The following is a 23,427-nucleotide window of genomic DNA, read 5'->3' on the forward strand; positions in this document are numbered from 1 at the left end:
CGCCACGGCGGATCGGGGGCTCCTGTGCGTCCGGCCGGCTCAGCCCGCCGCCACGTCCTCCAGCAGCCGGCAGACCGCGCGGGCCGACGTCTCGGCGACCACGTCGAGCTCTAGATGGAACTGCTCGTCGGCCGCGGGCCCGCAGAGATCCGAGATCGCGCGCATCGCGAGGAACGGCACCCCCAGTGACGAGCAGGTCTGGGCGATCGCCGTGGACTCCATGTCGGCGCTCAGGGCGCCGGGGAAGCGCTCGCGCATGGGCGCGGCGATCTCGGCGGTCACGAAGGCGTCGCCGGAGAGCATGAGGCCGCGGCGCACGCCGTGCGCGGTCGCCGTGTCCTCGGCCGCGCGCGCCGCGAGGTCCACCAGGCGCGGATCGGTGCGGAAGCGCTCGGGGCCGCCGGGCACCTGGCCGGGCGCATTGCCGAACGCGGTCGCGTCGGCGATCGAGTAGGTGAAGGACTCCCCGATCACGAGCGCGCCCACGCCGATCCCGGACGCGAGGCCACCCGCCGAGCCCGCGCTGATCACCAGACGCGGATGCTGGGTGAGGATGCCCCAGGTCGCCGCGGCGGTCGCCGCGCTGATGCCGATCCCGCTGGTCGCGACCACGGCGTCGAGCCCGCCCAGGGTTCCCGCCCAGGCGTGGGCCGGGGCCGACAGCGGGAGGTCCGCGCGGCGCGGTGAGAGCATGCGCTCGACCAGCGGCGAGGCCTCCTCGTCCATCGCGGCGAGGATCAGGACCGGCCCGCTCCCGCGCAGGACCGAGCGCTCGGCGGCGGGGGAGTGCGCGCCCGAGGGTGTGGTGGAGGACGTCATGACGTGCAGGCTACCTGCGGCTCGGAGTCGCTAGGCTGGAGGGGACCGAGCCCACCGCACAGGAGACGTGATGAGTCGTATCCGCGACGCCGCGATCATGGCAGGACGCACTCTGCGCCGGCTGCCTCTGCCGAAGGCCTTCTACACCCATACGCTGCGCGAGGCCCGCCGCCCGATGCCCGGGGGCGGGGTCCTCAAGCGCCACGCGGTGGACGTGGAGATGATCGACCGCACCCGCTGCGTCTGGCTCGACCGCCACCACGCCTCGAACGGCGTGATCGTCCACCTGCACGGCGGCGCCTTCCTCTCCGGCCCGTTCCCGGGCGACTGGGGGTGGCTCTCCCGGCAGGCCGACGCCCAGCAGTGCGCGGGACTGCTCGTCGACTACCGCACCGCGCCGGACCACCGGCATCCCGTCGCGCTCGAGGACGTCGAGGCCGTGCTCGCGCAGCTCGCCGGCTCCGGCGCGCTCGGCGAGGCGCCCTGGGTGCTCTCGTGCCACAACGCGGGGGCCGCGCTCGCGCTCGCCGTCGTGCGTCGCATCCGCGACGGCGTCGGGCCGCTGGCCGACATCCCCGAGCCGGCGCTGCTCGTGCTCATGTCCCCCTGGACGGACCTCGAGCTCGCCAACACCGGCATGACCGAGACCGGTCGGCGGGACTTCCCGCAGGAGCGGCGCCTGCTCACGCTCGCCGCGCAGTCCTACGCGGGCCGCACGCCCCTGGACGACCAGGACCTCTCCCCGGTCAACGCACACCTCCACGACCTCCCGCCGATCCACCTCAGCGTGGGCACGGACGACATCTTCCTCACCGACGCCCGCGTGCTGCGCCTGCAGCTCGAGGAGGCGGGCCCCGAGGTCTCCTACCGGGAGATCCACGGACGCCTCGCGTTCCTCTCGGGGCTGCGTCCGGGCGAGGAGATGGGGCGACTGCTCACCGAGCAGCGTGCGGCGATCGCGAAGGCGCTGGGCACGGACTGATCGGCTGGCCGGCCGAGTGGCGTGCCGGTCGGCGACGTCCCGTCCGGGGGAGCGACCCGCCGAACGAGCGGGCGACGACCCGCGGCGATCAGCCCTCGATGATCACGAGCGAGGCGCCGCTGCTGGGCTGAGGGGCCCAGCGGCGCGCCGGCACGGTGCGCAGCAGTCCCAGCACCAGCAGGGCGTTGCCCGCGATGTAGGAGCCCATCACCCACAGGTCGGACTCGGGGATCCAGGCGCCCGGCAGGAACCAGGACATGCCCAGCACGGAGCTAGAGAGCAGCAGCAGGGTGCCGCCGATCCAGGTCAGCGGGTTCACGCCGGCCGAGAGGAAGGCGACGGCGGCGAGCACCAGCGCGTAGACGACCAGCAGCGGCAGCAGGCTCCCGGCGCCCCCCGCGCATGCGAGGAACAGTCCGATGACGACCCCGCCGTAGGGGATCGCGAGCAGCAGGTGCAGCCCGTCGAGCTCACGCAGCCAGTACGGGGCGAGCGTCGCCGCGTAGACGACGAGCGCGAGCAGGAAGAGCACGGAGGTCGCGCCGTGCGCCCACGGTGTGAAGCCCGGGGCGATGTCGGCGAGGAACGCCAGGGCGAGCGCGAAGGTGAGGCGCTTGGTCATGCGCTGCGTGAGCGAGAGCGCGCTGAGGACCGCGACGATGAGCGCGGGGGCGAGCAGGGCCTTGGTGGCCAGCGCGAGGGCCCCGGTGTTCGTCACGAGGGCGATCATGTGCAGGACGGCCGCGACGATGTAGACCGCCCACGCGGCCGCATGCGTCCTCCGGCTTCTCACCACCGTCACAGGTTACGAAGCGCCGGCGCGTGATGACCAGCGACTTCTGTACCGCAGCAGGACACGGTTCGGTCACGAACGGACACGGTTCCGTCACGACGTCGGTGGACATGCACCCATGACCGGACATGCCGGATTCCCGGGCCGGTCCTCACATGCGCTGGGGCGCGCGCACCCCCAGGGCGTCGAGCCCTTCGACGAGGACCCGCTCGGTGAGCTCGGCCAGCGCGAGCCGACCTCCGCGCACCTCGTCGTCGGACTCCTTGAGGATCGGGGACGCGTCGTAGAAGGCCGTGAAGGCCTGCGCGAGGGAGAACAGGTAGGCGCACAGGCGGTGGGGCTCGTACGCGGCGCCCACCTGGACGAGCGTGGGGCCGAACTGCAGCAGCTCGAGGGCGAGCGCCCGCTCGGCGTCGTTCTCGACGCGCGGGGCCGGGCCGGCGGTGATGCCCTGCTCGGCGGCGCGCCGCGAGATCGAGCGGATCCGCGCGACCGCGTACTGCAGGTAGGGGGCGGTGTTGCCGGTGAGGGCGAGCATCCGCTCGAGGTCGAAGACGTAGTCGGAGTCGTGCGCGGTCGAGAGGTCCGCGTACTTCACGCCGCCGATGCCCACGGCGTGCGCGATCTCGGCGCGCTCGTCCTCGGGCAGGTCGGGGCGCAGCTCGTCGATGACGCCCCGGGCGGTCTGCACGGCCTCCTCGAGCAGGGACATCAGGCGCAGCGAGCTGCCCGAGCGGGTGCGCAGGATCTTCCCGTCCTCGCCGAGCACCGAACCGATCTTCACGTGCGTCGCCTCGACGTCGTCCGTGAGCCAGCCCGCCTCGCGCGCGGTCTCGAAGACCATGTTCATGTGCAGCTCCTGCGCGGAGCCGATCACATAGGCGATGCGGTCGGCGCGCAGGTCCTGGATGCGGTGGCGGATGGCGGCGAGGTCGGTCGTGCCGTACCCGTAGCCGCCGTCGGACTTGCGGATGATCAGCGGCAGCGGCTTCTCGTCGCGGCCGATGAACCCCTCGGGGAACACGCACAGCGCGCCGTCGGAGATCCGGGCGAGCCCGTCGGCCTCGAGCTGCTTCGCGACGATCTCGAGCTGGTCGTTGTAGCTGGACTCCCCGGCGAGGTCGTCGTCCGTGAGGGTCACGTCCAGCATGTCGTAGATGCGGTGGAAGTACTGCTTGGACAGCTCCACCAGTCGGGTCCAGATCTCCAGGGTCTGCCGGTCCCCGGCCTGCAGGGTGACCACGCGGGAGCGCGCGCGGTCCGCGAAGGCGGCGTCGCCGTCGAACTTCGCGCGGGCGTGCTGGTAGAAGGCGTTGGGGTCGCTCTCCAGGAGCTTCGCCTCGTCGCCGTCCTCGCCCACGTCCAGCAGGTGCTCGATGAGCATGCCGAAGGGCGTGCCCCAGTCGCCGATGTGGTTCTGGCGCACGACGGTGTGGCCGAGCTTCTCGAGGGTGCGCGCGAGGGCGTCGCCCACGACCGTGGTGCGCAGGTGGCCGACGTGCATCTCCTTGGCGACGTTCGGCGCCGAGTAGTCGATGGCCACGGTGTCGGCGTGATCGGGCGCGGGGATGCCCAGGTGCGACTCGGGGGCGGCGAGCTCGGCCGCCTGGTTCCCGATCCAGTCCGTGCGCAGGCGGATGTTGAGGAAGCCGGGCCCCGCGATCTCCGGGGTCTCGGCGAGGCCGGTGAGGTCGACGGCGTCCAGGATCTGCTGGGCCACGTCCCGGGGCTTCGAGCCCACGCGCTTCGCGAGGCCCATCGCCGCGTTGCACTGGAAGTCGGCGAACTGCGAGGGGCGGATGATCGGATCCGCGTCGCGGAACTCCTCCCCGAAGGCCTGGGCGAAGGCGGACTGGAAGCGCTCGGTGAGCGCGAGCTCGGGTGCTGGCATGCCTCCCAGCGTACCCAGGCACGCGCGGGGGAGCACGCCCGCGAGCAGGCATGCGACCGCGGCCACGCTCCCGGCCCGTCGGCCGACGGCGCGCCCCGGACGGACGCACGGCCTCCCCGCCTAGAATCGGCCCGCAGAAGGCCCTGGAGCCCGGCGTCGTCCGAGGACGACGGATCGGGCAGGATCGGGGCCGCAGGGTCGAGGAGCAGGGAGGGACCGGATGGCGCGCGACCGCCGTGGCTCACGAGGCGGGGACGAGGACTGGATCTTCTCCGCGGATCCCGGGACGGTCCCCACCGAGAAGCTCCCCGGCCGCGAGGAGGTCGAGCTGCTCGCCGCCGAGCGGGCCGGCCACCCGCGGCACCGCAGGCCCGTGCGCCCGGCGGGGCCGGCGGGCGCACACGAGGACGGGCAGACGGGCGACGACCTCCGCGACACCCGCACCGGCGCGCTCCCCGCGCTCGACGAGGACGGCGAGGTCACCGAGGACGGTGCGACCGGAGGGAACCGCGCCGGAACCGATGCCGCGGACGACGCCGGAACCGACGTCGGGACCGATGCCGGGGACGACGCGGACTGGATCCGCGAGAGCACCGACGAGGACCCCGGTTCCCTCGCCCCGCACGGTGAGGACGCCCCCGCGCCCGTCGGCGGCTCCCCGGGCGCGGAGAACGGCTCCGCCGCGACCTACGCCCGCTCCGGCACCACGCCGAACGCGGCCGACGCGCCGGGTCGCTCCCCGGCGATCCCCGCGCGCTTCGCCGACCTCGGCGCCTTCGACGCCCTGCGCGACGTCACCGCGTTCGTGTGCCTGGTCGCCGCGCTGTCGACCTCCTTCACCCATGCCGGGTACACCCCGGTGGACCTCGTCGGCCGCATCGCGGTCGGCTTCGGCCTGCTCGTGCTCGTGGTGGTCCTCGTGCTGCGCTGGCTGCCGAAGTCCTCGCCGCTTCGGCTCGTGCGGACGGTCCGCGTGATCGGCCTCGCGCCCGTGCTGCTGGTGGCCGTCGGCACGATCATCGCCGACCTCGTGACCTCGATCCCCGTCATGCTCTCCCCGCTGCCCGAGGGGCCGCCCCTCGGCCTCGGGGCCGGTGTCTCCCTGCTGCTCGCGGGCGCCGTGGTCGGCATCGAGCCCCGCGCCCACGAGGGCTATCTGCCCTCGGCGCTCGCCCGGCGGCGCTCGCGCACGGTGATCGCCGTGATCGCCCTGGCCGCCGCGGCATCCTTCGTGTTCGCCGTGGTCATGCTCGTAGGCCGCGTGTTCGTCACCGGCTGGGCGTACTCGCTCATCACCTTCGCGAGCGCGCTCGTCTCCGCGCTGCTGCTGACGCTGCTCATCGGCGCGGCGCTGCGCCGCGACCGCTCCTGGTTCGTGTTCTGCGCGGGCGCCGCCTCGGGCCTGGTGATCCTCGCGATCGCCGACAACTCCCTGCGCCTCGAGTTCGCCGCCCCCACCTCGTTCGCCACGGACTTCGTGTACCTGCCCTTCGTGTTCGCCGCCTGGGGCGTGATGGTCTCGCGCTCGTTCGTGCGCACGATGCCGCTGAACTTCCAGCGCGTGGACTGGATCGTCTACGCCGTGCGCGCCTTCGAGTTCGGCGCGATCATGCACGCCGCGGCGATCGTCTGGAACCTGATCGCGGCCGTCGCCGCGATTGGGGGAGCGGGCATGGGCGGGCCCGTCATCCACGTGATGGATGCGGTGATCTCCGCGTGCTTCGTCGCGATCTCGCTGTTCGCGCGCCGCTCGCTGCTCGAGCGTCCGGCCGACGTGGCCCGCTCGAGCGCCGTCATCGCGGGCGTGGTGATGCTCGTGGTCGGCTTCCTCGACGTCATTGTGAACTCGCTCGCGACCGGCGCCGGGGCGGGGCTGATGACCGGCGGCGTCGCGCTCGCCGTCGGCGTCGTCGCGGCCCTCATGCTCACCGTTCCCGCCCCCGTGCGCGACGAGTACGGCGCACCGGACCTCAGCCGCATGTTCGCCGACTTCCGCACCCGCAACGAGCCCGCCACCGCGGCGTCCCCGGACCTGATCCCCGACGTCTCCGCGGAGCGCGCACGGATCAAGGTCTTCCCCGGGGCCGCGCGGCGCTGATCCGGCGGTCGTCGCGCCGATCCGCCGCCCGTGCCGACCCGCCGGCCGGCCGACCACGCTGACCCGCCGACCGTCCCCGACCCGCCCTCCTGACCCCTGGAGCCCCCATGCCCGTCTGGACCCTGCACGGCGACGGCCGCTCCGTCGCCCCCGATGCGATCGTGCGCCCCGAGGAGCGCCTGGCGTGGCCGCTCACGATCGGCATCGGCGCCCAGCACGTCGTCGCCATGTTCGGCGCGACGTTCCTGGTCCCGCTGCTCACGGGCTTCCCGCCCTCGACGACGCTGCTGTTCAGCGGCATCGGCACCCTGCTGTTCCTGGCGATCACCCGCAACCGGGTGCCCAGCTACCTGGGCTCCTCCTTCGCGTTCATCGCGCCGATCACGGCCTCCACACAGGCCGGGTCGATGTCCGCCGCCCTCGGCGGGGTGCTCGTCATCGGCATCGCGATGGCGCTGCTCGGCCTGCTCGTGCAGGCCGTGGGCACGCGCTGGATCGGGCTGCTCATGCCGCCCGTGGTGATGGGCTCGATCGTCGCCCTGATCGGCTTCAACCTCGCGCCGACGGCCTACGGGAACTTCCAGAAGTCCGCGGTGACCGCGACCATCACTCTGTTCGCCGTGGTGCTGTGCACAGCCCTGTTCAAGGGCATGCTGGGCCGGGTCTCCGTGCTGCTGGGCGTGATCATCGGGTACCTGGTCGCCGTCGCCCGCGGCGAGGTCGACTTCACCGCCTTCCACGAGGCCCACTGGCTGGGGCTGCCCCAGTTCCACCACCCCACCCTCGACCTCTCGCTGCTGCCGATGTTCCTGCCGGTGATCGTGGTGCTGCTGGCGGAGAACGTCGGCCACGTGACGAGCGTGGGGCTGATGACAGGGCGGAACCTCGACCACATGGTGGGGCGCACGCTCGCCTCCGACGGCATCGCCACGGCGCTCTCGGCCTGCTTCGGGGGTTCGCCGACCACCACCTACGGCGAGAACATCGGCGTCATGTCCGCGACCCGCGTGTACTCGACCGCCGCCTACTGGGTCGCGGGAGTCGTCGCGATCCTGCTCTCGCTCTCCCCGAAGGTGGGCGCCCTCATCAACACGATCCCGCCGGGCGTGCTGGGCGGCGTGACCTTCGTGCTCTACGGGCTCATCGGCATCGTGGGCGTGCGCATGTGGGTCGACGGGAACGTCGACTTCTCCCGCCCCAAGAACCAGATCACCGCGGGCGTCGCCCTCGTGGTGGGCATCGCGAACGTCACCTGGACCTTCGGCGGCATCCAGCTCACGGGCATCGCGCTGGGCACCCTCGCCGCGCTCGTCATCTACCACCTGATGGCCGGGATCGGACGGCTGACCGGGACGGATCGGGCGGCGGCGCCGACGGATGGGCCGGCGACGTCGACGGACCGCGAGCAGTCGCGGCCCGTCGATCCGGAGCAGTGAGGAGCGACGACATGACGGCCCCGCTCACCCGCCTCGCCACCCCCGCCGACCGCGCCCTGGTCCGCACCCTGCGCCTGCGCACCCTGCAGGAGGAACCCGAGGCGTTCGGATCGACGTACGAGGGAACCCTCGAGCGCGAGCGCGAGGACCCGACCTTCTGGGACCGCTTCCTCGCCCTCGGCGCATGCATCCTGGCGACCCCCGAGGGCAGTGAGGCCCCACGGGGCATCGCTCGGGTCGTCCCCGCGACGGAGCCGGGGGAGCCGGCCATGATCGTCTCGGTGTGGGTCGCCCCGGAGGCGCGCGGGACCGGTGCGGGCCGGGCTCTCATCGATGCCTGCATCGACTGGGCCGAGGAGCACCTTCCCGGGGTGCGGCTCCGGCTGCACGTGATGCGGGAGAACCCGGCCGCCCGACGGTTTTACGAGCGCTGCGGTTTCGGGGAGATCGGAGCGGATCCGGAGGACCCCACGCAGCTCGTCATGGAGCGCCGCTCGGGCCGCGCCCTCCCCGCCGTGCTGCTGCCCACCGCGCTCGTCGCCCGCTATCGGGCCGTGGACCGGGAGGTCGTCGGCTCCCCGCACCTGGACACCCCCTCGCACCTCGATGCGATCGAGGCCGATGCGCGCGAGCACGGCATCCGCACCCCGCTCGACCTCGCCTTCAACGAGCAGTTCGCGACGCTCGACGGGAACCACCGCGTGGCCGTCGCCCTGCGCCTCGGCCTCGCCCAGGTGCCCGTGCACGTCACTCGTCGGCTGCTGAGCCCCCGCCCCGAGCACGCCCGACCGATGCGCCCCGAGGATCTCGCCGTGCTCGAGGAGGCGCTCGCGAGCGTGCAGCCCGACTGAGGGGCCGACGGGGCGCGAGCAATCGTCCCCCGCACCGACCCGTCGTGCCCCCGTCGGCCGCCACCGCCGCCCCCGTCGGCCGGCTCGCAGCGCCGGGCTGGGGAGTTCGCCGCGCCCCGTGTACGGTCCGAAGGGTGACCAGCGCGCTCAGCACCTACTTCGACCGGCAGATGCACGTCCTCGGCTCCGCCGTGCCCGACGGCGACGTCCCCGACCTCGCCCGCCTCTCCGGTGCCCGCGAGGACCACCTCGGCGTCGCCCTGTGCATGACCGACGGCGAGATCATGACCGCCGGCACCGACCACTGCTTCCCGATCCAGTCGATCTCCAAGGCCTTCGCCTACGGCGCCGCGATCGACCTGCACGGCCTCGAGTACGTGAACTCGATCGTCGACGAGGAGCCGACGGGCGAGCAGTTCAACGCCCTCAGCCTCGACGTGTGGACGAAGAAGCCCAAGAACCCGCTGGTGAACATCGGGGCGATCCGGACGCACGCGATGCTCGGCCCCACCCAGGGCGAGCGCACCGAGCGCCTGCGCTCCGTGCTCGAGGCCGCAGCCGGCCACACCCTCGCCCTCCACGAGGCGACCCGCCGCGAGGAGGCCCGCACGGCGGACCGCAATCTCGCGCTCGCGTACATGCTGCGGGCCGCCGGCTCGATGACCGAGGAGGCCCACGAGGTCGTCGAGGGGTACATCGAGGGGTGCGCGGTCCTCGCCTCGGTCACCGATCTCGCCGTGATGGCCGCGACCCTCGCCTCGGGCGGCACGAACCCGCTGACGGGCGAGGAGGTCTTCTCCCGCGTCGCCGCCCGCAAGACCCTCTCCGTCATGCTCACCTGCGGGATGTACGACAACGCGGGCGACTGGGTGAGCGACGTGGGCCTGCCCGCGAAGTCCGGGGTCGCCGGCGGCATCATCGCCGCGCTGCCCTCCCGCTTCGGCATCGCGACCTACGCCCCGCAGCTGGACCTGCACGGCAACTCCGTGCGCGGCACCCTCCTGTTCGAGCGCTTCAGCGAGGACTTCGCCCTGCACATGCTCGACGGCGTCGAGCCCATGGACCTCGAGCGCCGCGCCGCCGAGATCGTCGAGGTGAGCGGGGAGCACTGAGGGCGCCGTCCCTCGCTCGCGCCCCCGCCTTCCCGCCTCGCCCCTCGCTCCCTCACTCTCCCGCTGTGCCGCAGTGCACATCTCTGAGGGCGGTCCGGGGGTGTGGTCGGACATGGGGCACGGTTAGGCTCTCCTTCATGAAGACCGATCTCCGATCGACCGCCGTCGAGGAGAGCACCGTCCCCGCCGAGGACCTCGCCGCCGACGGAGCGGGCGAGCGCTCCCGGAACCCCGCACCCCTGGACCCCGCGCGCCGGCTCGACGCCGAGGGCCTCGTGCTGCGCTACGGCCGCAGCGAGGTCGTCCACGGCGTCGACCTGCAGATCCGTCCCGGCGAGGTCACCGTGCTGCTGGGCCCCAACGGCAGCGGCAAGTCGACCGTGCTGCGCGCCGTCTCCCGCCTGCACCCGCTGGCCCGTGGCGAGGTGCGCATCGCCGAGCGCGACGCGGCGCTGATGGGCGCCAAGGAGTTCGCGCGCACCCTCACCCTGTTCGCCCAGAGCCGCGGCACCCCGCAGGGGCTCACGGTGCGCGAGGTCGTCGGCTTCGGCCGCCACCCGCACCGCCGCCGCTTCGCCGGTCTCTCCGAGGCCGACGAGGCCGCGATCGAGCGCGCCATGGAGCTGACCGGCACCGCGGCCTTCGCCGCGCGCGGCGTCGGCGAGCTCTCCGGCGGGGAGGTCCAGCGCGTCTGGCTCGCCTCCTGCCTCGCCCAGGACACCGGCATCGTCCTGCTCGACGAGCCCACCAACCACCTCGACCTGCGCTATCAGATCGAGACCCTCGACCTCGTGAAGGACCTCGCGACCGAGCACGGCGCCGCGATCGGCGTGGTCCTGCACGACCTCGCCCAGGCCGCCCGCATCGCCGACCGCGTGGTGCTGCTGCGCCGCGGCGACGTCCACGCCGCCGGCACCGTCGACGAGGTCCTCACCTCGCAGCATCTCAGCGAGGTCTACGAGATCCCCATCGAGAGCAGCACCGATCCCGCCAGCGGACGCCGCCGGATCGAGGTCGCCGAGCGACGCCCGCGCGCCCGCTGAACTCCCGTCGTCCCGAGCGCCGCCCCCGCACACCCCTTCTGCACCCCGGTCCCGCGTCCCACACTTCGCCCCGCCCCACCCCGCGCTTCGCCCCGCCGCAGCCGCCACCCGGCCGCACACCGTCCCGTCCACCCGGCCGACCGGCCGTCATCCCCCGGAGAACCATGACCACCACCTCGCTCAGGACCCTCGCGCCGACGTCCGCCTCCTCGCGCCCGTCCCCGCTGCGCCGCCTCGGCGCCGTCCTCACCCTGGGCCTCACGGCCCTCTCGCTCGCCGCCTGCGGCACCACCGACGTCGAGGCGTCCACGGACGCCACGAAGGACGCCTCCGCCGTGTCCGAGTCCTGCGCCGACGACTCCACCTCGACGGCGACCGGCCCCGTCGAGCTCACCGACGACTTCGGCCGCACCGTGAAGCTCGACGAGCCCGCGAAGCGCGTCGCCGTCCTCGAATGGCAGCAGACCGAGGACCTCCTCAGCCTCTGCGTGACCCCCGTGGGCGTCGCCGACGCCGAGGGCTTCAGCACCTGGGACACCGCCGAGAAGCTGCCCGACGGCGTCACCGACGTCGGCCAGCGCGGCGAGCCCGACCTCGACACCCTCTACGGCACGAGCCCCGACCTCATCATCGTCGAGGCCTCCAGCAAGGACGACGAGATCATCGGTCAGCTCGAGGAGCGCGGAGTGCCCGTGCTCGCCACCCAGGGCGCCGACGCGAAGGACCCCATCGGGAACATGAAGGACCTGTTCTCCCTGATCGGGAAGGCGACGGGCCGCACCGAGCGGGCCGACGCGGTCCTCCAGGAGTTCGACCAGCACCTCGCCGAGGCCAAGAAGAAGGTCGCGGACGTCGACCTGCCCACGCGCGACTTCGTCTACTTCGACGGCTGGGTCGACGGCGGCAACGTCTCCATCCGCCCCTTCGGCAAGGGCGCACTGTTCAGCGCGCTCGGCGAGGAGCTCGGGCTGAAGCCCGCCTGGACCGGGAAGACCGACGCGATCTACGGGCTCGGCCAGACCGACATCGAGGGCCTCACCTCCGTGGGCGACGCGAACCTCTTCTATACGTCGACCGACGACCCGGCCGGCAACTACGTCACCGAGCTCGAGAAGAACGACATCTGGACCTCGCTGCCCGCCGTCGAGGACGGCCGCGCCCACGCGTTCCCCTCGAGCATCTGGACCTTCGGCGGTCCCCGCACCTCCGAGCAGGCGGTCGACGCCTACGTCGACGCGCTCACGAAGTGACCCGCCCGTGAGCCCCACGGCGAGCCCGACCACCACCCCCGAGGGCGCGGAGCGGACCCCGACCGCGCCCCGGCGCCCGGGCGTCGGCGCGCTGCTCGCGGTCGGCGGCGGGCTCGCCGTGCTCGCCGTGGCGCTCGTGATCGTCGGCGCCTGGCACCTCACCCAGGGGACCTCGGGCATCGGCCTCGGGGACCTGCTGCGCGCCGCCGTCGGGGCGGAGCCCGCCGACCGGGCGGGGGAGGGCGGCGTCCCCGTCTCCGCGATCTTCTCCGCCTCGCGACTGCCGCGGCTGCTCGCCGGCATCGCCGTCGGCTTCGCTCTCGGTGCCGCCGGGGCCGTCCTGCAGTCCATCTCCCGCAACGCCCTCGCCTCGCCCGACACCCTCGCGGTGACCGCCGGCTCCTACCTCGCGATCGTCGCCGTCGCCGCCTTCGGACTGGCCGTGCCGATCTGGGCCTCCGGCGCCGTGGCCTTCGCCGGCGGGCTCGCCGCCGCGGGCCTCGTGCTCGCGATCTCGGGCGGTGCGGGGACCTCCACCACCCGGCTCGTGCTCGCCGGGTCCGCCGTCGCGCTCGCCCTGCAGGCCGCGACCTCCGCCCTGCTCATCCTCTTCGAGGTGCAGACCACAGGCCTGTTCGCGTGGGGGAGCGGCTCCCTCGCCCAGCTGAACCTCGACGCCTCCCTGCGCGCCATCCCGGTGATCGCCGGGGTGCTCGTGGTGATGCTGCTGATCTCCCGGCGCCTGGACATCCTGGGACTGGGCGACGACGCCGCCTCCTCCCTCGGAATCCCCGTGCGTCGCACCCGCGTGCTCGGGATCCTCGGCGCCGTGCTGCTCACCGCGATCGCCGTGACCGTCGCCGGACCCGTCGGCTTCGTGGGCCTGGGCGCCCCGGTGCTCGCCCGCCTGCTCGCGGTGCTCCTGCCCGCCCTCCACCGCCACGTGCTGCTCATCCCCGCCTCGGGACTGCTGGGCGCGCTCGTCGTCATCACGGCCGACGCGCTGCTGCGGGGCATCGCCGGCGCCGAGGCCGCCGCGAAGATCCCCACCGGCATCGCGACCTCCCTGCTGGGCGCGATCATCATGATCGTCCTGGCCCGTCGGCTGCGGGACTCGGGGCCCGCGAAGGAGCCGCCGCAGGCCCGCACCCCGCCCCGCTCGGGAAGGCGCGCCCTCGTGATCGGCGTGGTCGTCCTCGCGGCGCTCGCCGGTGCCGCACTCGTCGGGCTGCTCGCGGGCAGCCTCTGGCTGCGCACGGGCGACGTGCTCCTGTGGATCCGGCACGCGGCGCCGGCGCCCGTGCGGTTCGCGCTCGACGAGCGTCTCCCGAGGACCACCGCCGCGATCGTGGGCGGGGCGGCCCTCGCGCTCGCCGGCAGCGTCGTGCAGTCCACCGTCCGCAACCCGCTCGCCGAGCCCGGCATCCTCGGCATCACCGCCGGGGCGGGCCTGGGCGCCGTGCTCGCGATCGGCGCCGGGGGCGCGGGCGGCGCGAGCAGGCCCGTGATGGTGGGCGCCGCCATCGTCGGCGGCCTCGTCACCTTCGCCGTCATCTACCTGCTGGCCTGGCGGCGCGGCATCCGACCCGAGCGCCTCGTGCTCGTGGGCATCGGCATGGGCTTCGCCCTCTCCTCCCTCTCCACGTTCCTGCTGCTGTGGCAGAACCCGTGGGACACGCCGCGCCTGCTCACCTGGCTCTCCGGCACCACCTACGGCCGCAGCCTCGTCGACGTCGCGATCGTCGCGATCGCCCTCGTCCTCATCGCGCCCTTCGTGCTCTCCCGCTCGCGCGAGCTCGACCTGCTCGCGCTCGACGAGGACTCCCCGCGGATCCTCGGCGTGCGCCTCGAGCGCACACGTCTCGCGGTGATCGCGTGCGCGGCCGTGCTCGCCTCGGTGAGCGTCATCGCGGTGGGCACGATCGGGTTCGTGGGGCTCGTCGCCCCGCACCTCGCGAGGGCTCTGGTCGGCGCGCGGCACGTGCGCTCCGTGCCGGTCGCGATGCTGCTGGGCGCGCTGCTGGTGAGCATCGCCGACACGATCGGCCGCACTCTCATCGCCCCCGCCCAGGTCCCCGCAGGTCTGGTGGTGGCGATCATCGGGGCGCCCTACTTCGTGTGGCTGCTCTGGCGCTCGCGCGCGTGAGGAGGCGGGGTCGACGGGGCTGACGAGGTCGATCGGGCCGACGGGTCGGCGAGCAGCTCAGACGCGCGGCGCCAGGTGGATCCCGGCGATCATGCAGCGCACCGAGCCGCCCGCCGTCTCGATCGTCGGCACCTCGACCGCGCGCACCCGGCACGAGCGCTCGATCCGGCGGACCTGCTCCGGGGTGAGCGCCGCCGCGGCGGTCGCGGACATCATCAGCGAGCGCTCGCCCACGGCGTCACTCGCGGCGGCGCCCGCGGCGCCGCCCGCCGGACCGGCAGCCGACGGGCCGGCATCCGCCGCGACCTCGAGGCAGTTCCCCGCGAAGGCCCGCACCTGGCCCTCGTCGAGCTCGACGACCTCCCGGCCGCCCGCACGCAGACGCTTGCGCACGGCCGCGCGCCGCGCCGGGTCCCGGATCATCGAGGCGCCCAGGAGGGCGACCTCGGTCCCCACGCTCATCAGCACGTTCGTGTGGTAGACGGGCACGCCCGCGGCGTCGGCCGCATCGAAGACGAGGGGCTCGAGACCGAGATCCGCGCACACCTCCGCCAGCAGCGTCTCGTCGAGGCGTCTCGAGCGGCACGCGAAGGCCGTGCGCGTGACGTCGTCGAGCACCATCGCCCCGGTGCCCTCGAGATAGCGCGCGTCGGCCTCGCCGTCGGAGTAGTCGACGACCCTGCGCACGTGGAAGCGGGTGCGCAGGGCGGCGACGATGTCCGCGCGGCGCTCGGCGCGGCGGCTGGGCGCATACATGGGGAACAGGGCGAGCGTGCCGTCCGCGTGCGTGCTCAGCCAGTTGTTCGGGAACACGCTGTCGGGCGTCGCCGTGCCCGGGTCGTCGAACATCGTCACCGCGACGCCCGCCGCTTCGAGCGCGTCCGCGAGGCGCCCCACCTCGTCGTACGCCCGCCGGGCGAGCAGGGCGGGGTCCACAGCACGTGCTGCGCCGAGGTGCTGGAAAGCGTTGTCGAGCGCCGTCTCCGGGTTCGCCGTGAAGTGGTGGGGCCGCACCAGCAGGGCCCGAGACGGGGACTGCACGGGGAGCGGGGGCGACGTCCGAGCGCCGGCGAGGGCCGGGGCAGTCATCGCCCGCCGACCGGAGACAGCGAGCTGACCAGCGAGAACAGGTCCTTCGGGTCGCTCGGGGAGGCCACCAGGTCCACGTCGGAGACCAGGTCGGTGCCCTTCGTCGCGTCGCGTGCGCAGCGCAGGCCCGAGAAATCGGAGATCGCGAAGCCCACCGAGTCGAACACGGTGATCTGCTCGGGCGAGGTGCGCCCCGCGGCCGTGCCCGTGAGCACCTCCCAGAGCTCGGTGACGGCGAAGTCCTCCGGCATCTGCTGGATCTCGCCCTCGATGCGGGTCTGCGGCGTGAACTCGACGAACGCGTCCCCCGCCTCGAGGATCCGCGGGTCCAGCTCGGTCTTGCCGGGGCAGTCGCCGCCGATCGCGTTGACGTGCACGCCCGGGCGCACGTCGGCCAGGTCCAGGACCTGGTTCTGGGCCTTGTCGGCGGTGCAGGTCGTGATGATGTCCGCGCCCTCGGCCGCCTCCGCCGCGGTCGCGGCGTCGTGGATGCGGAAGCCGAGCGGCTCGAGGTTGCGGCGCACCTTGTCGACCGCCGCGGGGTCGACGTCGAACACACGCAGGTCCTCGATGCCGAGGACCCCGCGGAAGGCGAGCGCCTGGAACTCCGACTGCGAGCCCGCGCCGATGAGGGCGAGCACGCGGGAGTCGGGCCGGGCGAGGGTGCGGGCGGCGAGGGCGGAGGTGGCCGCGGTGCGCAGCGCCGTCAACAGCGTCATCTCGGACAGGAACACGGGGTAGCCGTTGTCGACGTCGGCGAGGACGCCGAAGGCGGTCACGGTCTGGAAGCCGCGCGCGGGGTTCGAGGGGTGGCCGTTGACGTACTTGAACGCGTACGTCTCGCCGTCGGAGGTCGGCATCAGCTCGATCACGCCGAAGGGCGTGTGGCTCGCGATCCGGGGGATCCGCTCGAACCTCTGCCAGCGCCGGAAGTCGTGGTCGAGGTAGCCGACCATGGTGGTGAGGATGTTCTGGGCGCCGTCCCGCACGATCCAGCGGGCCATGTTAGCCACGTCGAGCAGCTGCGTCATCGTCATCGCTCCGTCTCTCGCGGTGTGCCTGGTGAAGCTCAGAGTAGATTTCGCAGATGGCAGGCGGAAGAGCAGGATCGCGCGAGATCTGCCAAGTGCGTGCGCAGTCTGCGAGCAGGGATCTAGCATTCTGCGCATGAACACTGCACAGGACGGTTCTGCGGACCGGCTGACGGATCTGGACCGGAGGCTGCTGGCGGCGCTGCGCACCGACGGCCGCGCGCCGATCGCCTCGCTCGCGCAGCGGCTCGGCGTCTCGCGGGCCACGGTCTCGCACCGGATCGAGAAGCTCACCGCCCGGGGCGTCATCGTCGGCTTCTCGGTGCGCGTGCGCGACTACGCGCAGGCGGCGCCCGTGCGCGCGATCTCCTTCATCGAGGTCGAGGGCCGCACGACGGATCGGGCGATCGACGCCCTGCGCGGCTTCGTCGAGATCCAGAACCTCCACACCACCAACGGCGGCTGGGACCTGGTCGCCGAGATCGCCTGCGAGGACCTCGCGGCCTTCGACGGCGTGCTGCGCCGGATCCGCGGCATCGAGGGTGTCGTCAACTCGGAGACGAGCCTGCTGCTCAGCTCGGTGGTGCGCTGAGGGAGCCGGGACGTCGTCGTCGTCGTGGCCCGGGCATGGGCGGACCCGCAGGCTGCGCTCGTGCGCCTGCCGGATGGACGCGGTCCGGCGCCTGCGGGTCCGGGCAGCTCGGTGGGATTCGCTGCACGTCCCTCGATCTGGTGGTCGGCGGCGTTGCCGCCGGTCAGGTCGATGGTCGCCTCAGCGGCGAGCCACCTCACATGTCCGAGAGAACTTCATCTGTCGGATCACCTCCTTCCCTGTGTCCGACGAGCGTAGGACCGGACTCGAGCGGGCGGCAAGGGAATAACGGGAGCGGGCGGCACGAGATCAACAGGAGCGCGCGTCACGGGTTCCACCGGTGCCGGCAGAGGGGCGGCGTCTTCTCCCGAGCGCAGCTCGAGCTCACCCCGCGGGCAGCACGAGGTCGAGGCGGAAGCCGCCGTCGACCCGCTGCGCCGAGACGTCGCCGCCGTGGGCCTCGGCGATGCCGCGCACGATCGCGAGACCGAGGCCCGCGCCGCCGGATCCGCCGAGGTCGTCGGACTGCGTGCGCGCGGGATCCTCGCGCCAGCCGACCTCGAAGATCCGCCCGATGTGCTCGCTCGCCACGCCCGGCCCCTGGTCCAGGACGCTGAGGACCAGCCGGTCGCCGGGCAGGACATCGGCAGAGACCACGATCTCCCCGCCCTCGGGGGAGTGGCGCACGCCGTTGCTGAGAAGGTTCGCGAGCGCGCGGGTGAGCTCGCGCGGATCCGCCCGCAGCACGCGGCCCTCGATGCCGCGGTGCACGATCCGGATGCCGCGCTGCTGGGCCACGGGCATCACGTCGGCCACGGCGTCGGAGACGAGATCCAGGAGCTCGACCGTCTCCCGCCGCAGCACGAGGGTGCCGGACTGCAGGCGGGAGAGCTCGAAGAGGTCCTCGACCATCGAGCTGAGGGTGTCCACCCGGCCGCGGATGCCGCGCGCATAGGCGACGGGATCGTCGGCGGTGCCCGCCTCGAGCGCCTCGGCCATCGCGCGCAGACCCGTGAGCGGGGTCCGCAGGTCGTGGGAGATCCACGCGATCGACTGCCGACGGTCCGCGTCCAGCGCCTCGATCTCCGCACGGGCCGAGCTGAGCCGGCGGGACGTCTCCTCGAGCTCGGCGGAGAGGGTCTCGAACTCCCTCCAGCCGGGCCCGTCGGCCCTCCCCGTCCCGTCGGCGCTCTCGCCGAGCCGCCGCGCCGAGTCCGCGAGAGCCGTGATCGAGGTGCGCACCCGCCGGCCCAGCAGCAGGCGCGCGGCCGCGATCGAGATCAGTCCGGAGACGGCGAGCACCCAGGCCAGGACCGTGAGGTCGTGCGCGGTGAAGTACATCTCCACGAGCACCGCGAGGGTCGTCGCCGCGATCGAGAGCACCGTCGCGACCAGCAGGATCACCGTCTGCGAGACGATGCTGCCGCGCCGGTTCAGATGCAGCGCCCACCAGGCGCCGCCCATCACGACGCCCGTGCACACGATCGTCGTCGCGACGATGAGCAGGTAGTCGATCGCGCTCAGCACGTGGGCCCCGATGATCGCGACGGTGGTGTCGGCCGTGCCGTCTGTGGCGGCTGCGCCCGTCGCGTCGACGCGGCGTCCCCCGTCTCCAGGCGGTACCCGGCGCCCCACTCGGTGCGCAGGAACCGCGGGGTCGTCGGGTCGGGCTCGATCTTCTCGCGCAGGCGGCGCACGTGGACGGTCACCGTCGAGGCGTCGCCCTCGCGCCAGCCCCAGACCTCGCGAAGGATCTCGTCCCGCCGCACCACCTGGCCCTCGCGACCCAGCAGGAAGAGGAACAGCTCGTATTCGCGCGAGGTCAGCGCGATCTCGCGATCGCCGATCCGCAGCCGCCGATGCGCCGGGTCCACGCGGAACGCGCCGGCCGTGAACGCGACGGGCGCCGCATCGGGCAGGCGTCGACGCAGCAGGGCCTCGAGCCGCAGCTGCAGCTCGCGCAGGGAGAAGGGCTTGGGCAGGTAGTCGTCGGCCCCGTGCTCGAGCCCCTCGATGCGGTGGTCGACCGTGCCCAGCGCGGTGAGCATGAGGATCGGCACGTCGCTGATCCCGCGCACCCGGCGGCACAGCTCGTCGCCGCTGAGCCGCGGCAGCATCCGATCCAGCACGATCACGTCCGGGAGCCGCGTGCGCATCGCCTCCCACGCCGCATCTCCCGCCGCGAAGGGCTCGACCCGGTGACCGGCCGCCCGCAGATGGTCGCCGACCACCGTGCGCACGGCCGGATCGTCCTCGACGATCATCACCCGTGCGCCCGCGCTCGTCCTCTCGCTGCCGGCCACGCAGCCAGCGTAGGCGCAGGGAGCGGCCGCGGACCTTACGGATCCGTCACGCGCCCTTACGGTTCCGTCATCGCGCTCACGGAGCCGTCATCCTCCTTCTCCGCGGCCGACGGGCCGGGTCGACTGGTCGTCATCGGGGTCGGCATCGGGCCGACGCCCGGGCCGGGCAGCATCCCGGCCCTCGACACAGGAGGAACTCCCATGCGCATCACCCGCACCCTGCAGCGCGCCGCCCTCGGCGCCGGAGCACTCGCGCTCGCCGCCGGCCTCGCCGCCTGCGGCTCCGGCTCGGGCGGCTCGATGGACGACGGCGCGGCGAAGGACGGCTCGTCGGCGATGGAGACGAGCGACGGAGGCGGCGACGCAGGCATGGCGTCCGACGGCGGAGGGGACATGAGCAGCGACATGGGCGGAGACATGGGCGGCGACATGGCCATGTCCATGGCGCACGGCAGCTTCGCCGGGGCGAACGGCAAGAGCGTCGCAGGGAAGGTGAGCATCGAGGACGGGAAGCTCATGCTCAGCGGATTCTCCTCGGATGAGGGGCCCGACCTGCACCTCTACCTCGCGAAGGGCGACGACGAGGCCGCCGTCGGCTCGGGGATGGAGCTCGGCGACGTCGCGTACGACTCGGCCGAGCAGACGTTCTCTGTCGGGGGCGTCGATCTCTCGCAGTACGACCACGTGGTCGTCCACTGCGACAAGGCCAAGGCCGTGTTCGGCAGCGCCGCGCTGTCGTGAGCCCCGGGAGCGAGCGGGCGCACGGGAGTGGGCGCGCCGCGTCGGGCGCCGCCGGCGCGGCGCTGGTCGCGCGCCTCGTCCTGGCCGCGCTCTGGCTGGTCGAGGGCGCGGTGAAGGTGCATGCCGGGTTCGGCGCTGCGGACATCGGCCTGGTCGTCGAGGGGGCGCGGTCCGATCCGCGCGTGCCCGAGGTGTTCGGCCTGTTCGCGGAGCACGTGATGGCCCCGCTGTCCGGCGCGTTCGGGATCGGCATCCCCGTTCTCGAACTGGCCCTCGGCGCCGGGCTCGCGCTCGGGTGGGGGAGGCGCCTGCTCGCTCTCGCCTCGAGTGCGACGCTCGCCCTGTACTGGATGTCCGACCAGCTCGTCGTGCAGTATCCCGTGATGATGCTGCTCGGCGCCGTGGTGCTGTGCCTGGCACGGGTCCCGGTACGGGCCCGCGCGCCCCGCTCCTCCGTCGGGCCGACGCATCGGTAGACTGGCGCGCATGTCGACGAGCTCACGAGACGCGCTGGTCCGCCGTCCTTTCGAGGGTCTGCCGCAGGAGCAGGATCTGGTGGCGATGCGCCAGCTGATCCCCGCCGCGACCATCAGCGCGCGGACCACCGCCGAATATGGCAGCGAGGCGGTCACCCTCGCCACGATCCTGCCGATGAACTGGCCCGCGATCCGCCGCTCCGACGGCTCGGTCGTCGTGGGCCTGCAGGCGAGCGTCCCCGGCGGGGACCTCTCGCGCGCCTTCGGCCAGGCGATCGTGCAGGCCCTCGCGCTCGAGCCCGGATCGCCGGTCCCCACGGTCGCCCTCGAGGACGACTCCCCGCGCCTCCAGGACGTGCTGGACCTCGACGGCGACTTCGCGATCGAGGTCCACGACTCCTTCGAGTTCTGGGTCGATCCCGAGGCTGATCGCACCGCCGAGGTCGAGGCCTCCCTGCGGGAGGCGAACGAGAAGATCATGCCGACCCGTCCCGTCGCTGGCCTCGAGCACGCCTACTGGGTCGACGCCGGCCCCAAGGAGCACCTGCGCTGGGTCCTCGATGCCGACGAGGACCGCGTCGTCGACGCCGTGGCCCGCCTGCACGCGCGCCGCGAGTCCGGCATCGACGAGGGCACGAAGTACGTCGGCTCCTTCCGGGCCGAGGGCCTCACCATCCCCGTCTGGGACCTGCCCTCCGGCTTCGGGGCCGAGGGCGTCGAGGCCCGTGCGGAGGCGTTCAGTGCCCGCTTCCTCGAGGCGCTCGAGACCACTGCGCCGCTCACCGTCGCGGAGCGGCGCGCCCGGGGCGGCATCGTCGCGCGCCAGGTGACCCTGCGATGAGCGCGGCGGGGCCGCTCGCGGCGGACCGTCCCACGGCGGTCGCCGTGGTGATCCCCGCCAAGGACGAGGCCGACCGCATCGAGGCGACGATCCGCGCCGCCCAGCGCATCGACCGCGTGGACACCGTGGTGGTCGTCGACGACGGCTCGAGCGATGCGACCGCGGCGGTCGCCACCGGTGCCGGCGCGCTCGTGGTGCGCCACCGCACCAACCGCGGGAAGGCCGCCGCGATGGCGACCGGCGCGCGCGTCATCGCGATGCGCGAGGACACCGAGGCGGCCGACGGCGGCGTCGACTTCCGCGAGGAGCTCCACGCCGAGCCGCGCATGCCCGGCCACACGGGCCCGCTGCCCGTGATCTCCCCGTCGGACCTCATGTCCCGCGCGCTGCTGTTCCTCGACGGCGACATGGAGGACAGCGCCGAGAACGCCGCCCCGCTCGTGGACGCCGTCCTCGACGACGGCGTCGACATGGCGATCGCCCTGCTGCCCCCGCAGAACGGCGCCGCCGGCTTCGGGATCGTGGTGCGCACCGCCCGCAACGGCATCCGCCGCATCACCGGCTGGGAGCCGCAGCAGCCGCTCTCGGGCACGCGCTGCATCACCCGCGAGACCTGGGAGGCGTGCCAGCCGCTCGCCCCCGGCTGGGGTGTGGAGACGTCGCTGACGATCGACGCGCTGACCGGCGGGTTCTGGGTGAAGGAGGTGCCCTGCGAGCTGCGCCATCGCGCCACCGGCAAGGACCTCTCCGGACAACTGCACCGCGCCGCCCAGCTGCGCGACGTCACCCGCGCGCTGCTGCGCCGCCGCACCGTGCACCCGCCGGAGGTCGCGGACGAGATGGCGGTCGACGCCGAGGAACCGGTCGTCGCCGCCGAGGAGTCCGTGGTCGCGGAGGACTCGATGGTCGCGGACGAGTCGGTGGTCGCGGACGAATCGGCTCCGGCGGCGGTGGCACTCGAGGAGACCGACGCGGACACCGAGGACGCAGCGCACGACGATGCGAGGGACAGTGTCGTCGAGGACGTCGAGGACGTCGAGGACGTCGAGGACGTCGAGGACGTCGAGACTGAGCGGGCTGACGAGGCCGACCGGACGGACGCCGCGGAGCAGGTCGACGAGGTCGCACCGTTCGCTGCGTCTGAGCCGTCTGAGCCGTCTGAGCCGTCTGAGCCGTCCGAGCCTGCCGAGGAGATCGCGCCGGTGGACGAGGCCCGACCGTCAGAGACGACGGAGCTGATCGACGACACCGATCCTGCCGCCGCGGGCGACCGGGAGGCAGCGGTGGAGTCCACGCTTCCGCGTCCCGCACCCACGAACTATCCGGATGACGTCGACGCCTGGGGAATGGCGTCGTCCGAGGAAGCAGCCGTGGACGAGAATCCTTCGGAGCCGGAGCCGGAGCCGGAGCCGGAGCCGGAGCCGGAGCCGGAGCCGGAGCCGGAGCCGGAGCCGACGAGCGCGCCCGTCCCCGAATCCTCGTCGGCCCCCGACTCCGCGGACGAGTCGACCGGCGACGCCCCGTCGGCCCGCACTCTCGCGGACCTGCCCGCGTCGGGGCCCTTCGATGCCGAGGACGCGCGCGAGCTCGAGCAGGTCGACATCGCGGCCCTCGACGCGGACCTGCGGGCGCTGCCCGTGGACGGGCCGTTCGAGCCCGAGGACGTCGTGCTGCTGGCCGGCTCCGATCTCCATGAACTGGGACGACGCATGCACGAGGCCCCCGTGGACGGCCCCTTCGCTCCCGAGCACGCGGTGATCATGGCCGCCCATCTCCAGCGCAGCGTGCCGCGCGTGCCCGAGCGCATCGAGCTCCCGATGGACGCCGGCGAGTACACCTCGCTCGTGGTCCAGTCGGCCGTCGAGGAGGCGGACGCCGAGGGGCAACGGGATCGCGGTCACCAGGACTGAGGCCCACCCGAGGCGCGGGCTCA

20 protein-coding genes are annotated in these 23,427 nt (G+C 73.3%); 13 read left to right on the forward strand and 7 right to left on the reverse strand.

Features of this window, described 5'->3' with window-relative positions; genetic code table 11:
- Nucleotides 1–39 precede the first annotated feature (39 nt).
- Nucleotides 40–819, reverse strand: a complete 780-nt coding sequence (gene mtnN / locus ACFQ53_RS13670; protein WP_377860565.1) for a 5'-methylthioadenosine/S-adenosylhomocysteine nucleosidase — start codon at nucleotides 817–819, stop codon at nucleotides 40–42.
- Nucleotides 820–889: 70 nt separating this feature from the next.
- Here mtnN and ACFQ53_RS13675 point away from each other — a divergent pair, with 70 nt between their 5' ends.
- Entirely contained in the window at nucleotides 890–1,801 is a 912-nt protein-coding gene (locus tag ACFQ53_RS13675) for an alpha/beta hydrolase fold domain-containing protein (RefSeq protein WP_377860567.1), read from the forward strand.
- A gap of 88 nt (nucleotides 1,802–1,889) precedes the next feature.
- Here ACFQ53_RS13675 and ACFQ53_RS13680 read toward each other — a convergent pair whose 3' ends face one another.
- Together ACFQ53_RS13680 and argS are read right to left on the reverse strand one after the other, a co-directional pair.
- Complete coding sequence (locus tag ACFQ53_RS13680; RefSeq protein ID WP_377860569.1) at nucleotides 1,890–2,594, reverse strand: lysoplasmalogenase family protein; 705 nt, start codon at nucleotides 2,592–2,594, stop codon at nucleotides 1,890–1,892.
- Nucleotides 2,595–2,745: 151 nt separating this feature from the next.
- Nucleotides 2,746–4,485: an arginine--tRNA ligase gene (gene argS / locus ACFQ53_RS13685; protein ID WP_377860571.1), complete on the reverse strand. Its 1,740-nt coding sequence runs from the start codon at nucleotides 4,483–4,485 to the stop codon at nucleotides 2,746–2,748.
- A gap of 220 nt (nucleotides 4,486–4,705) precedes the next feature.
- On the opposite strand from argS, the gene ACFQ53_RS13690 reads away from it, so the two are divergent.
- The 7 genes from ACFQ53_RS13690 to ACFQ53_RS13720 all read left to right on the forward strand — a co-directional run bounded on the left by ACFQ53_RS13690 (nucleotide 4,706) and on the right by ACFQ53_RS13720 (nucleotide 14,421).
- Nucleotides 4,706–6,583 carry a hypothetical protein gene (locus ACFQ53_RS13690; protein ID WP_377860573.1) on the forward strand — a complete coding sequence of 626 codons (1,878 nt, stop codon included), beginning with the start codon at nucleotides 4,706–4,708 and terminating at the stop codon, nucleotides 6,581–6,583.
- A gap of 107 nt (nucleotides 6,584–6,690) precedes the next feature.
- Nucleotides 6,691–8,019, forward strand: coding sequence for a uracil-xanthine permease family protein (locus ACFQ53_RS13695; protein WP_377860575.1), 1,329 nt, complete (start codon nucleotides 6,691–6,693; stop codon nucleotides 8,017–8,019).
- A gap of 11 nt (nucleotides 8,020–8,030) precedes the next feature.
- Nucleotides 8,031–8,870, forward strand: coding sequence for a GNAT family N-acetyltransferase (locus ACFQ53_RS13700; protein WP_377860577.1), 840 nt, complete (start codon nucleotides 8,031–8,033; stop codon nucleotides 8,868–8,870).
- A gap of 134 nt (nucleotides 8,871–9,004) precedes the next feature.
- Nucleotides 9,005–9,982 (forward strand): glutaminase A, encoded by a 978-nt coding sequence (gene glsA / locus ACFQ53_RS13705; RefSeq protein ID WP_249478615.1) that lies wholly within the window; start codon nucleotides 9,005–9,007, stop codon nucleotides 9,980–9,982.
- A 137-nt stretch (nucleotides 9,983–10,119) separates the two neighbouring features.
- Nucleotides 10,120–11,025 carry an ABC transporter ATP-binding protein gene (locus tag ACFQ53_RS13710; RefSeq protein WP_377860580.1) on the forward strand — a complete coding sequence of 302 codons (906 nt, stop codon included), beginning with the start codon at nucleotides 10,120–10,122 and terminating at the stop codon, nucleotides 11,023–11,025.
- A gap of 164 nt (nucleotides 11,026–11,189) precedes the next feature.
- Nucleotides 11,190–12,275 carry an iron-siderophore ABC transporter substrate-binding protein gene (locus ACFQ53_RS13715; RefSeq protein ID WP_377860582.1) on the forward strand — a complete coding sequence of 362 codons (1,086 nt, stop codon included), beginning with the start codon at nucleotides 11,190–11,192 and terminating at the stop codon, nucleotides 12,273–12,275.
- A 7-nt stretch (nucleotides 12,276–12,282) separates the two neighbouring features.
- Nucleotides 12,283–14,421, forward strand: coding sequence for an iron ABC transporter permease (locus ACFQ53_RS13720; RefSeq protein WP_377860584.1), 2,139 nt, complete (start codon nucleotides 12,283–12,285; stop codon nucleotides 14,419–14,421).
- Between the two features lie 57 nt (nucleotides 14,422–14,478).
- Here ACFQ53_RS13720 and ACFQ53_RS13725 read toward each other — a convergent pair whose 3' ends face one another.
- Complete coding sequence (locus ACFQ53_RS13725) at nucleotides 14,479–15,510, reverse strand: arginine deiminase-related protein (RefSeq protein ID WP_377860586.1); 1,032 nt, start codon at nucleotides 15,508–15,510, stop codon at nucleotides 14,479–14,481.
- Entirely contained in the window at nucleotides 15,507–16,541 is a 1,035-nt protein-coding gene (locus ACFQ53_RS13730; RefSeq protein ID WP_377860628.1) for an ornithine cyclodeaminase, read from the reverse strand. The genes ACFQ53_RS13725 and ACFQ53_RS13730 overlap by 4 nt, the downstream gene beginning before the upstream one ends.
- 136 nt (nucleotides 16,542–16,677) lie before the next feature.
- Here ACFQ53_RS13730 and ACFQ53_RS13735 point away from each other — a divergent pair, with 136 nt between their 5' ends.
- Nucleotides 16,678–17,133 (forward strand): Lrp/AsnC family transcriptional regulator, encoded by a 456-nt coding sequence (locus ACFQ53_RS13735; protein ID WP_152351466.1) that lies wholly within the window; start codon nucleotides 16,678–16,680, stop codon nucleotides 17,131–17,133.
- A 384-nt stretch (nucleotides 17,134–17,517) separates the two neighbouring features.
- Here ACFQ53_RS13735 and ACFQ53_RS13740 read toward each other — a convergent pair whose 3' ends face one another.
- Nucleotides 17,518–18,660: a sensor histidine kinase gene (locus tag ACFQ53_RS13740; protein WP_377860588.1), complete on the reverse strand. Its 1,143-nt coding sequence runs from the start codon at nucleotides 18,658–18,660 to the stop codon at nucleotides 17,518–17,520.
- Nucleotides 18,654–19,436: a response regulator transcription factor gene (locus ACFQ53_RS13745; protein WP_377860590.1), complete on the reverse strand. Its 783-nt coding sequence runs from the start codon at nucleotides 19,434–19,436 to the stop codon at nucleotides 18,654–18,656. The genes ACFQ53_RS13740 and ACFQ53_RS13745 overlap by 7 nt, the downstream gene beginning before the upstream one ends.
- 201 nt (nucleotides 19,437–19,637) lie before the next feature.
- Between ACFQ53_RS13745 and ACFQ53_RS13750 the strand changes: the two genes are divergently transcribed.
- Genes ACFQ53_RS13750 through ACFQ53_RS13765 form a run of 4 tightly spaced genes read left to right on the forward strand, consistent with a single transcriptional unit; the run spans nucleotide 19,638 to nucleotide 23,404 of the window.
- Nucleotides 19,638–20,177: a DM13 domain-containing protein gene (locus ACFQ53_RS13750; protein ID WP_377860592.1), complete on the forward strand. Its 540-nt coding sequence runs from the start codon at nucleotides 19,638–19,640 to the stop codon at nucleotides 20,175–20,177.
- Nucleotides 20,174–20,653 (forward strand): hypothetical protein, encoded by a 480-nt coding sequence (locus ACFQ53_RS13755; RefSeq protein ID WP_377860594.1) that lies wholly within the window; start codon nucleotides 20,174–20,176, stop codon nucleotides 20,651–20,653. Before ACFQ53_RS13750 ends, ACFQ53_RS13755 begins: the two co-directional genes overlap by 4 nt.
- Before the next feature lie 10 nt (nucleotides 20,654–20,663).
- Nucleotides 20,664–21,494 carry a DUF5926 family protein gene (locus ACFQ53_RS13760; protein WP_249478625.1) on the forward strand — a complete coding sequence of 277 codons (831 nt, stop codon included), beginning with the start codon at nucleotides 20,664–20,666 and terminating at the stop codon, nucleotides 21,492–21,494.
- A complete protein-coding gene (locus ACFQ53_RS13765) occupies nucleotides 21,491–23,404 on the forward strand; it encodes a glycosyltransferase (RefSeq protein ID WP_377860596.1) in 1,914 nt (637 codons plus the stop codon). Before ACFQ53_RS13760 ends, ACFQ53_RS13765 begins: the two co-directional genes overlap by 4 nt.
- Nucleotides 23,405–23,427: the final 23 nt, after the last annotated feature.

Source organism: Brachybacterium sp. NPDC056505 (assembly GCF_042794925.1).
Classification (GTDB): domain Bacteria; phylum Actinomycetota; class Actinomycetes; order Actinomycetales; family Dermabacteraceae; genus Brachybacterium; species Brachybacterium kimchii.